Annotated in this window: 11 protein-coding genes and 1 tRNA gene; all 12 read right to left on the reverse strand. The window is 34.4% G+C overall.

Annotated features, from left to right (window positions below; all coding sequences use genetic code 11):
* Positions 1-2: 2 nt before the first annotated feature.
* On the reverse strand, positions 3-944 hold the full coding sequence (locus DWW68_RS12055) for a MoxR family ATPase (protein WP_118590075.1): 942 nt from the start codon (positions 942-944) through the stop codon (positions 3-5).
* A 21-nt stretch (positions 945-965) separates the two neighbouring features.
* A complete protein-coding gene (locus DWW68_RS12060) occupies positions 966-1,811 on the reverse strand; it encodes a DUF975 family protein (RefSeq protein ID WP_021953879.1) in 846 nt (281 codons plus the stop codon).
* 88 nt (positions 1,812-1,899) lie between these two features.
* Positions 1,900-2,925 (reverse strand): branched-chain amino acid aminotransferase, encoded by a 1,026-nt coding sequence (locus tag DWW68_RS12065; RefSeq protein WP_118590077.1) that lies wholly within the window; start codon positions 2,923-2,925, stop codon positions 1,900-1,902.
* A gap of 93 nt (positions 2,926-3,018) precedes the next feature.
* Complete coding sequence (locus DWW68_RS12070) at positions 3,019-5,322, reverse strand: ABC transporter permease (RefSeq protein ID WP_118590079.1); 2,304 nt, start codon at positions 5,320-5,322, stop codon at positions 3,019-3,021.
* Complete coding sequence (locus tag DWW68_RS12075) at positions 5,312-6,196, reverse strand: ABC transporter ATP-binding protein (RefSeq protein ID WP_118590081.1); 885 nt, start codon at positions 6,194-6,196, stop codon at positions 5,312-5,314. Before DWW68_RS12075 ends, DWW68_RS12070 begins: the two co-directional genes overlap by 11 nt.
* Complete coding sequence (locus DWW68_RS12080; RefSeq protein ID WP_021953875.1) at positions 6,193-6,567, reverse strand: GntR family transcriptional regulator; 375 nt, start codon at positions 6,565-6,567, stop codon at positions 6,193-6,195. Before DWW68_RS12080 ends, DWW68_RS12075 begins: the two co-directional genes overlap by 4 nt.
* A gap of 265 nt (positions 6,568-6,832) precedes the next feature.
* On the reverse strand, positions 6,833-7,054 hold the full coding sequence (locus DWW68_RS12085; RefSeq protein WP_021953874.1) for a phosphopantetheine-binding protein: 222 nt from the start codon (positions 7,052-7,054) through the stop codon (positions 6,833-6,835).
* 134 nt (positions 7,055-7,188) lie between these two features.
* Positions 7,189-9,141 carry an NAD-dependent DNA ligase LigA gene (ligA, locus tag DWW68_RS12090; protein WP_118590085.1) on the reverse strand — a complete coding sequence of 651 codons (1,953 nt, stop codon included), beginning with the start codon at positions 9,139-9,141 and terminating at the stop codon, positions 7,189-7,191.
* A gap of 11 nt (positions 9,142-9,152) precedes the next feature.
* Positions 9,153-9,920, reverse strand: a complete 768-nt coding sequence (locus DWW68_RS12095; RefSeq protein ID WP_118590087.1) for a pseudouridine synthase — start codon at positions 9,918-9,920, stop codon at positions 9,153-9,155.
* Between the two features lie 24 nt (positions 9,921-9,944).
* A complete protein-coding gene (locus tag DWW68_RS12100) occupies positions 9,945-10,571 on the reverse strand; it encodes a thiamine diphosphokinase (RefSeq protein WP_158576904.1) in 627 nt (208 codons plus the stop codon).
* 125 nt (positions 10,572-10,696) lie between these two features.
* The gene (locus DWW68_RS12105; protein WP_118595014.1) at positions 10,697-11,521 is read right to left on the reverse strand and encodes a hypothetical protein; all 825 of its coding nucleotides are present in this window, start codon (positions 11,519-11,521) and stop codon (positions 10,697-10,699) included.
* A gap of 48 nt (positions 11,522-11,569) precedes the next feature.
* Positions 11,570-11,641 (reverse strand) — tRNA-Arg (locus tag DWW68_RS12110).
* Between the last annotated feature and the right edge of the window lie 124 nt (positions 11,642-11,765).

Raw genomic sequence — 11,765 nt, forward strand, 5'->3', positions numbered from 1 at the left:
ACCTACCTTCTCATTGCAGGTTCAGGTACCTGTCTTAAAATTTCACTTAAAACATCGTGTTTATTAATATGGCTTACCTTTGCCTTGGTACTCAGTCTCACTCTGTGAGTTGCAATACACTCAAATACATCTCTTACATCCTGTGGTACAACAAAGTTTCGCCCTTTCATCCATGCATATGCCCTGCTCATTGCCGCTAAAGCCACTGTTCCACGGGGACTCATTCCCCCTCCTAACATTTCATGGTTTCTTGTGCTTTCTGCCACCTGAACAATATATTTGTACACGCTGTCCTTAATGTACACTTCCTTTACTTCCTGTTCCATAAGGATAATGTCATTAGCACTTATTACATTATTTACATATTCTAAAGGATTTCCCATATGTCTTCTTTTAAGGATTTCCATTTCCTCTTCCACTGTAGGGTACCCCATATTTACACAAATCATAAATCGGTCTAACTGTGACTCCGGAAGCATCTGGGTTCCTGCTGAGCCTTCAGGATTTTCCGTTGCTATAACCACAAAAGGATTTCCCATCTCTCTTGTTATTCCGTCAACGGTAATTTGTCTTTCTTCCATAACCTCTAATAATGCTGACTGGGTTTTAGGGGATGTTCTGTTTATTTCATCTGCCAAAAACATATTGCACATAAGTGCTCCCGGTTTGTAAACAAACTGTCCCGTTTCCTTTTTGTATATGGAAAATCCCGTTAAATCTGACGGCATTATATCCGGTGTGAACTGTACTCGACTGTCTTTAATTCCCATAGCCTTTGAAAAAGCCTTAGCCATGGTAGTTTTTCCTACCCCCGGCATATCCTCTATAAGAATATGTCCCTGTGCAATAATTGCTGCCATTATTTTTTCAATAACGTCGTTTTTTCCAACTACTGCCTTTTGTACTTCATTAATAACTGCCAAAGCCTTATTTAATTCGCTCATTATTTTTGCCCCCTGTTTATTTTAATAATTATAATTTTCTCTGTTTGTACTTCCTAATGAACATAATTTAACATATAATTCTGCATCTGTAAGGAAAACATACGGATTAACGTAAAAAATATCCAATATATTTGCAGTAAGCGCAGATAAGAATCTCCAACCTATAAAAGAAATATCTAATACAAATGTATCAAACTTGTTTCCCATCATCATGTTTTTACTTCTTTCAAAAGCCTCATGCATATCCATGTCTGGATTTTCTGCCAATAAATAAGGCACCATCCTATACTCATATGACTTAATTATACCCGGAATAATAAACAATAAGCTCCAAAGTGCTGTAAAAAGATTCTTACAAAACATAATCTTTACTACATTTCCGTATCCCTTTCTAAAAGCATATGCTATTTCAGATGTTTCAGGCTTTTGGGTTCTATTCTTTAAAAACCATCTTTTACATCCGACTTCAAGTGGGGATAAAAGAAAACATCTAAGCAAAATAGATGCCAGCATAAAGAAACCTGCCACACTCATAATTGCATACAATTCAACTAAGGATATACCACTAAATATATTTTTAATATAATTTCTTACATTAAACATCTGAGAAGAGATATCAATGCTGCTGTCCGGTTTCATGTTTGTTATTCCACTACCATTTATTATCTGGTCAAAATAACTTCCGGAACTTCTTCCCATAAGACCCTTACTATAATTAGTAGATATTCCGTTAGTTCCTAAATTTACGTTTAAACGGATTCCCTGTCCTATTGCAATAGCCGTAATTACTGAAAGAAGTACAATCCACCAGTAATTTTTTCTCATAATCTGTTTTGCATTATTCTTTAGTTCTACTCTGTTCCACATATAATACTTTTACTCCTCTCAACACTTTTATTTTATAAGTGTAAAACAGCCCGCTTACAACTTGCAAGCGGGCTTACATTTAATCAAATTATTTAATTTCGTATAACCATCCCTTAGGTGGCTCAATTCTTCCCATCTGAATTCCTGTTAAAGTCTCATAAAGCTTCTTTGTTGTAGGTCCCATTTCTTCCATTCCGCTTGGGAAGCAGATTTCTTTTCCATGGTCAACAATCTTTCCTACAGGAGAGATAACTGCTGCTGTACCACAAAGACCACACTCTGCGAAATCTTTAACTTCATCAAAATATACTTCTCTCTCTTCAACTTCAAGTCCTAAGTAATCCTTAGCAACTGTCATAAGTGAACGACGTGTAATAGATGGTAAAATACTATTTGACTTAGGTGTAACAACCTTATTATCCTTTGTAACGAAAATGAAGTTTGCACCACCTGTTTCTTCTACCTTTGTTCTCGTAGCTGCATCAAGATACATATTCTCGTCAAAGCCTTCTTTATGTGCTGTAACAATGGCATGTAAGCTCATGGCATAGTTAAGACCTGCCTTAATATGACCTGTACCGTGAGGTGCTGCCCTGTCGAAATCACTTACCTTAATTGTAATAGGCTTTGCGCCACCCTTGAAGTAAGGTCCAACAGGTGTTGTAAGTACTCTGAACTGATATTCATCAGCAGGCTTTACACCAATAACAGGATTGCTTCCAAACATATAAGGTCTTACATAAAGTGTAGCTCCACTGCCATATGGTGGAACGTATCCTGCGTTAGCCTTGATTGTCTTTTCGATAGCTTCTACAAATTTATCTTCAGGATATACAGGCATCTCCAGTCTTCTGGCTGAATCTGCCATTCTCTTTGCATTTAAATCAGGACGGAATGTTACTATACGTCCATCCTCTGTGGTGTAAGCTTTCATTCCTTCGAAAACTGTCTGAGCATACTGTAAAACTCCGGCACATTCGTTTATGACTACATTAGCATCGTCTGTTAACTTTCCGTCATCCCACTTTCCATCTTTGAAATTAGATACAAATCTCTTGTCAGTCTGGATATATCCAAAACCAAGATTTGCCCAGTCAATATTTTTCTTGTCCATATTAAATTTCCTCCGTTTGTCTTAGTAGTTTTTAACTTATTTAAATATACTACTATTTTTTTTTACGGTCAATATTTAGCATGACATTATTAACTATTTATTGAACTTTGTCCAATTATACTCATACATATTTGAAAAGAAATTCTCATATTCTTTTTTCAGCTGTTTTCCAAGAGTAACCTGCTGCCCGTCATGTTTTTCAGGCAATGTGATTAACCCGGAAATATTCATATCTTTTTTCCCTATCTGATAAAATACCACTCCCTTAGTTACAAAATCTTCATCATTTTCTTCTTTGTACAACTGTGTATATTTATCATCATCCGGTATTTCATACATCCATACGGTGTCTGAAACTTTTTTACATTTTGTTAAAGTATTATCAATTTCTGTAAGCATAGTCTCATCATCACCTACAGCAACACACTGTACTTCCTTATTTTTATCCCACCCTTCAGGCAGGGTGAAATATATTTTTTTGCCGGATAAATACTTTCCTTTTTCATTGTATGTATATGTTTCGCACTCACTTACAAAGTTGTAGGCATCATTTAAATACCCCTTATCCTCAAGAATTTTCATAGTGTTAGTGTAAGCTTCCGGAATATAAATCAGTCCACCGGCGTAACCACCAGCATCATATCCGTCATCTGATGATATTCTATACGTAACTGAAATTCCCCATATTTTTTCGTAGCTTTTCGGAATATACATTCCATTAGCTTCCACATCCTTTTTAAGTGCCTCTACAAAGGAATTAATCAACTCCTTATTTTCAGGCTTTGATAAATAATCCACCTCATCCGTAACCTGACCTGCCTTAACAGCATAATCATCACCATATATTTCTTCTTCATCAGCATCACCATTTACAACATATTTAGAGATTTGCATATCTGTAATGTATTTATACGGTATTATGTAAAAAGGATGCTTTACCTGAGAATAATACTTAGTTGATGTTATATCAGACATTTTTTTCATAATATCTTTTGTATTTCTGGCAATGTAATAACCATCATATTTTCTTGAAATGGTTTTTCCATTTTTTAACACATACTTAATACTAATACTTTCCTGGTCACTACCACCATATCTGCTTTTAATCGGTAAAAATCCGTGATGCTTATCTAAGCTGTTTGTAATCAGCTTATGTACTTCACATACATCACTTATAATATTAGCATCATCTGTATAAGATGCCAAAACATCTTTCCCATCAATAACAAAACTTTGAGTGTTTCCCTGAACAATATTTACTTTCTGTACATCTTCCTTATCAGGTACTCTTTGCAGGTATCCCAATCCTCCTGATGTTGTAATCAGTAAAAATGCCATGATGCACACAAATACCACACCACATTCCATAAGGCTAGACTTAAACTTTGATAGTCCTCTGTGAAATACTAAATGCAATAACAAATTAGCCGTCATTACGGCAATTACAGTTCCCACAACAAACCATATATACTGTGCCTTACAACTATCATCTCCCAAAAATGAGCACATATATCCCACACCAAATCCTGTTGCAAAACATGTGAAGAATTTAATAATAATTTCCACTATGCTAAAGGCAAAGGCATTCTGGGCACTTTCTGCCTTTCTCTGTTTACAAAGTACAAAGGATGCTGCCATAAGAACCACTGAAAGACATATCCACCATGCAATTCCAAGGCCGCTTCCACTTCCGAATTTACATGTATAAAATGATGCTGCCGGAGATAAAAATGTAAGAATCGTACTTGGAATCTCTGATACAGCAAGTCCCGGAATAACAGATTGTGGAAACAATACCCCAATCAGGACACATATAGGATATATAGCGCTGATTACCACATATGATATAAGTACATCAGCCACTGTTCCGCAACATAATGAAATCATAGCTATAAAACTTACATTTCCAATAATTGTAACTGTCAGTATTCCTATTACCTTAAATGATTCAATTAATGCCACATCACTTAAACCTAAAATGGCACCAACAGAACCTATTATAATCATAGGAACTATACATAAAACCAATGTGGAAAAGTATCTTACAAAAAATAAGGTTCTTCTGCTTATTGGGTAACTGCCAAATAAGTCCACACTTCTTTTATTATGCATATATGAAAATGACATTATTGCCATGATTATTGAAAAGATTATGGCAAATGCCACAAAAAATATAGCCGGAAGATATTCACAAACTTCTTTCATATCTTTTATATAACTTTCCATTCCTAAATTTTGCTGCGTACCACAAACTATCATTGCAAATATTTCAATCATTGGAAATGATAAAAACAACAAAATCCAATATGCAATTGAAAACGGAAGATTTTTTCTTAATGACCATTTAAATAATGCAACTGCTTTTTTTCTGCCTGATAATCCTACATTATTTTCCATAACCTACACCCTCCATTTCGTTAATAAATACTTCTTCTAATGTTGATGGCATTACTTCTAAAAATGCCGGTTCTAATTTCTTTAGTTCTTCCATTACTTCATCTAAATCTCCCTTTACCATAAGCACATAATATCCACCTATCTGGCTTAATACTTGGGCATCTAAATGGTTAAAGGCATCTCCATCCGGCGGATTGTTAAATGCCATATGGATTTTATGCATCTTATTCTTAAGTTCGTCTGTTTCCTTATTTGTAACAAGACTTCCACTATGTAATAATACTATTCTGTCACATATATCATCAATTTCCCTTAAATTGTGGGATGCAATAATACATGTCATGTTATTCTCCGTAACGTCCTCGATTATAATGGTCTTTAATGTTTTTCTTATAACCGGGTCTAATCCGTCAAATATTTCATCTAAAAACAAATATTTCGGTCTTGTTGAAAAGGCAAGAATAAGGGATGCCTGTCTTTGCATACCTTTACTCATATTAATTATTCGTTTGTTTGTTTCTATAGGGAACATTTTACATAACTGTGTGTAACGTTCCTCATCCCAGCTTTTATAGAGACCTCTTAAAAGCTTTGCCATATTTTCCACTGTACTGTCATTAAAAAAATACGGATAATCGGAAATAAAATAGCAGCGTTCCTTTATTTCATGGTTATCAAAGGAATCCTGTCCGTCTATTATAACCTTTCCCCCATCAGGCTCATAAACTCCTGCAAGGGTTCTTAAAAGGGTACTTTTACCACTTCCGTTACTTCCTGCTAAGCCGAAAATTGTTCCTTCAGATATGACGCAGTTTAAATTATTAATGGCAACTGTTTTGTCAAATCTTTTCGTCAGATTATTTATTTCTATCATTCTGTCTTTCCTCCACTTATAGTTTCATCTATAATTTCTATCATCTCACCTCTGGTAATGCCTTTTTTGTAGGCTTCCCCGATAACACCGGTAAGTTTCTTTTTAATCTCTATTTTCTCAGCTTCATTTTGTCCTAATTTGTCTGAAATAAAGCTTCCCCTGCCTACAGTTGAATATATATATCCGTCTGTTTCTAACATCTTGTATGCTTTCTGTACCGTATTAGGATTAATGCCTAATTCTGTAGCCAGAGTTCTAACCGGCGGCAGTTTTGTGTGACTTTTAAGTATTCCAAGGGATGTAAGCCGTACTACATCATCATATAACTGCTGATAAACCGGCGTTCTTGAACCAAAGTTTACTGTGAACATATTATTCCCCTTTCATTTATTAATTGTACTACATCAATTAGTACAATTTAATAATACAATTTTCCTTTACATATGTCAAGAAAAACTATCCCTGTTTTCGGCATATTTTTTGACATTAAAAATTGCTATCTTAATAATATTTTCCCCAAGATTTATACATAAAATAAAAGATTGTCATTAAATTATCTTTCAGACATTTAACAACAATCTTTTATACTTTGCATTATACTGCATATTCTATTTTAGACCTATTAATTACAGCTTATTACTGAAGCTTTTCTAAAAGTTCAATAATAGTGTCAATATTTTCAAAATTATCTTCGTTTCTCTCATCATAAGGAATATCTACATCAAATTTATCCTCAAGTGCAACAATCAACTCCATAAGCTGTTTTGACTCTAAGAACTCCGCTATGCTCATATCCTCATCATCCGGATCCCATAATGGATTAATGTCGCATAAAATTTCTATAATATCGTCACGCATATCTTTTCCTCCCATAAATTATTCATTAGAAATTTAATACTGATATATATTTATCATAATATATGATATGGTTCAATGGTTTTAACCCATTTTATTAAAAAAAATATTGCACTATCTAAACATGACTTATTGCCCTAGCTCCATCTTTCAATAAACTGTTCCTCTGTAATGATTTCAATTCCCAATTCTTTAGCCTTTTTGTTCTTAGAAGAATTAGACATTATGTCATTATTGATAAGATAATTGGTTTTAGATGTTACGGAGCCTGTCACCTTACCGCCTCTTTGTTCAATATATTCCTTTACCTCATTTCTGTTGGCAAAATGATTAACACTACCTGTTACAACGAAGTTAAGTCCCTCCATATTCTGAGCGTTATGGTTTACTTCCGGATTCTTTATTGTTACTTCCTGAAGAAGCCTGTCTAATTTTTCAACGTTTTCCTTATCTGAAAAATATTCCGTGAATTTTTCTGCCATTTTGTCCCCAATTCCATCTATCTTAACCAGTTCCTCCACTGTAGCATGTCTGATTTTTTTCAGGTCATTATCAAAATATTTGCAGATAAGTTTTGCATTTGCAACACCTATGTTAGGGATTCCCAAACTGTATATAAGGGCGTGCAGTTCCACATTCCTTGACTTGTTAAGGGATGTTATTAAATTATCATAGGACTTTTCACCAAATCCCGATGTATTGGTAATCTCCTCCCTGTATCTGCTTATACGGTAAATATCTGCAAACTCTCTGATGTAACCTGCATCAATAAATTTTTCCAATGTTTCCTCTGATAATCCATCGATGTTCATTGCATTTCTTGATACAAACAAAGTAAATGCCTTAATATTTTTTGCAGGACATTGTTTATTGGGACAATAGAGAGTTTTTATTCCGTTATCATTTCTTATTTCCGTATTATGTCCACAGGCAGGGCATGTATCAGGAACCTCAATATTTCCGGTTTGGGTAAGATTTTCGGAAATCTGTGGAATAATCATATTTGCCTTGTAAACCTTTATCCTGTCTCCTGAGTGAAGGGCTAACTGTTCCACTATACTTACATTATGAACGCTTGCCCTGGTAACTGTGGTACCTTCTAATTCCACCGGTTCAAAAACTGCAACAGGATTTATAAGACCTGTTCTGCTGGGACTCCATTCTATATATTTCAAAGTTGTTTCAGCCTGTTCATCTTCCCATTTAAAGGCTATGCCGTTTCTTGGAAATTTAGCCGTTGACCCCAGAGAAATTCCATATGCAATATCATCATACATAAGTACAAGTCCATCTGAAGGATAATCATATGTTTTTATTTTCTCTGCAAAATATTCCACGGTTTCCTTCATATTATCCTGAGTTACCCTTTTATGTTCCACCACATCAAAACCCTGATTTTCAAGCCATATAAACTGATTTTCCATGGAATTTTGAAAATCCACATTTTCAGCATTAATTAAGGCAAATGCCATAAAATTAACATTTCTTTTAGCTGTTATTTCCGAATTTAACTGTCTCACTGAACCTGAGCATAAATTTCTTGGATTTTTATACTTTGCATCTATATCTTCTATTGACTTATTTATTTCCTCAAAATCAGAATATTTAATTACAGCCTCACCTCTTAAAGTTAACTCCCCTTTAAAAGGAATGGATACAGGGATATTTTTAAAGGTTCTTGCATTAGCAGTAATTACTTCCCCCACCTGTCCGTTTCCACGGGTAACTGCCTTTTGAAGACTTCCGTTGTTATATGTCAAAACTACCGTAAGTCCGTCTAACTTCCATGACAAAAGACATTTTCTCTCCCCTGCAAATGCAGCTAATGTCTCCACTTCCTTTGTCTTATCCAATGACAGCATAGGACTTCCATGCTGTTCCTTCGGCAGTTCACTTACTACCTCATATCCTACGTTCACCGTAGGGCTGTTAGCAAGAACAATTCCTGTTTCCTTTTCTAATGAAAGAAGTTCATCGTAAAGCTTATCATATTCAAAGTTAGACATTATTTCTTCTGCCTCCTGATAATAAGCTCTTCCTGCTTTATTTAAAAGTTCAACTAATTCTTTAATTCTCTCCGATTTCTCCATTTTATCCTCTCTTAAATACCACAGATTTTCTTTAATTTATTTAACTCTTCCTCTGTTACGTTTCTGTATGCACCAACAGGCATATTGCCCATTTCAATGTTAACTATTCTGATTCTTTTTAATTTCTGAACATTATAGCCTAGTGCCTCACACATTCTTCTTATTTGTCTGTTAAGTCCCTGAGTAAGAACAATATTAAAGGTATTATTACTTATTTTAGATACCCTACAGGGTCTTGTTTTCTGATTTAATATTTCTACTCCCTGTGACATTTTTTTAATAAAATCGTCAGTTATTTTTTTGTCTACAGTGACTATATATTCCTTTTCGTGGTAATTAGATGCTTTTAATATTCCATTTACAAAAGCACCGTCATTGGTAAGCAAAATAAGCCCCTGAGAGTTTTTGTCTAATCTGCCAATGGGATATATTCTCTTATGATAACCAACAAAATCTATTATATTATCAGGATTTTTCATATCTGAGGTACACTCAATTCCTACAGGCTTATTAAGGGCAATAAGTATCTGCTGCTTTTCCCTTATAATTACCTTATCCTCCACTTTTACTATGTCAGTACAAAGGATTTTCTGCCCCATAAGAGCCACTTCATCATTTACAAAAACCTTTCCCTGTTCCACTAATCTGTCTGCTTCACGCCTTGAACAAAATCCCGAATCGCTTAAATATTTATTAAGACGTATAGGAGTTAAGTCCCTGTTTTTTTCTCTTGATATTTCTTTGTTATCTATACAAAACGCCCTGGTTATTTTACTCATATTATTTCCTTACCTGTTAATAAATTAATGACTCATTTCATCAGTTATTATTAGCAGGCTTCCATCCTTAACTTCAATTTCCACTTCATTTCCAATAAATGAATTGCTCACTGATAATGTAGAATCCGGTTCAATGGTTACTTTTTCAGCGTGATACAATGCCCCCTTAATTGTAACCTCCTTAGCATCACCATCTATGGCAAATACCGACAAATTACCTTTTTCCTGCTTGGGAATGGTTATTTTCCTATTGGTAATCATATAGTAAGTATTAACATCATCAATCATTTTTATATTAACATCTCTTTTTGATGCATAAAGCATAACCTGAATATTGGCAAAGGTGTGGTCTATTCTTTTACCCTTGGTTCCGCCGTATATTACTATATTATTATAGCCTTTTTCCATTGCCAGTTCCACAGCCAGCATCATATCCGTGTCATCTTTCATTACCTTATATCTTATAACATTATCCCCTTTCGGTACATAGCCTAATGAATCAAAATCCCCTAATATATAATCAGGAGTAATGTTTAACTTTTCAAGAATTTTCACTCCACCATCTGCTGCTATGACACAATCCCCTTCATTTATTTTAAAATCAGTGCCTGTATTATCCCCGGCACCTGCTATATAACATGTTTTCTCCACACATAACTCCTTGGTAATATTTAAATTCTATTTCATTGGTTACTAAATACATCCATATTTGCAACATTTACTTCTGTTTTTTAGTATAAAAAGAAGTATCACAAATGCAATACTTCTTTTTATAATTATTTCTTTTTCTTTGTAGCCTTCTGTGTAGTTTCATCAGAAGCCTTTGTTGTACTGTTTTCTTTTGTAGAAGCTTCTTCCTTTTTCTCACTGACCTTTTCACTTATTTTATTAAAATAATCATCTAACTTCTTGTCAGACTTTCTTGCCTCTTCAAATTCCTGACTTACACTCTTTAACAGTTTTTGCACATCATCATCTTTCGTAAGGCTGTCCATGTACTTCTCAACTTCCTCACCGGGATCATTTTGAATATACACATTTCCTGTTTTCCCATCACGAACAACGTAAAAACGGGTTATGGACGGAGCCGGAGTATCAATATTCTTGTACTCTGTCTGATAATATGCATATACAACGTATGTGTTTTCATACTGTCCTTCTTTAGTGTAACACTCTATGTCACTATATGCTGAAACATAGTTGTTGTATTTAATTTTGTTAATGTCATACATATTTCCAACGTACTGGGCTAATACCTGAAGACGCTTCTGCTCATCCTCAATTAAAAATGCATTAAGGTAATTCTTAATAACATCGGAAATCTCAGGATACTTTTCATCTTCTAAAGGATTTGCTACTGTTTCCTTATTTGATGCTGAATTATTTTTTCCCACAAAATGTGATACTAAGAAAACAACGCCTCCTAAAATTACTACTGCCAAAAGTATGGCAATTATTATATCAAATCTGATTTTGGGTTTCTTTTTCTTATTTTCTTTTTTCTTTTTTATAATCTCACCGGACTTTTTGTGATCTTCTTCAACCTCTTTTAATAAATCCTCTAATTCAGAACTTATAAATTGCTTTTTTTCAGTGCTCACAATGACACACTCCTTTATCAAAATTTGTATTCATAATAATGTGATAAATGCACCCGACGGGAATCGAACCCACATTACTGCCTCCGGAGGGCGGCGTTTTATCCATTAAACTACGGATGCATTTTTACATCACTGTCCATTTTACATTAGAAAAATGTATTAGGCAACTGTTATTTTAAATTACCTCTTTAACCAAAATTAAAATTTTAAATTCCACTCTCCCATCTCACAGTGGAATTTACTT

The sequence above is a fragment of the Eubacterium sp. AF16-48 genome (assembly GCF_003479405.1).
Classification (GTDB): Bacteria; Bacillota; Clostridia; order Lachnospirales; family Lachnospiraceae; genus Eubacterium_G; species Eubacterium_G segne.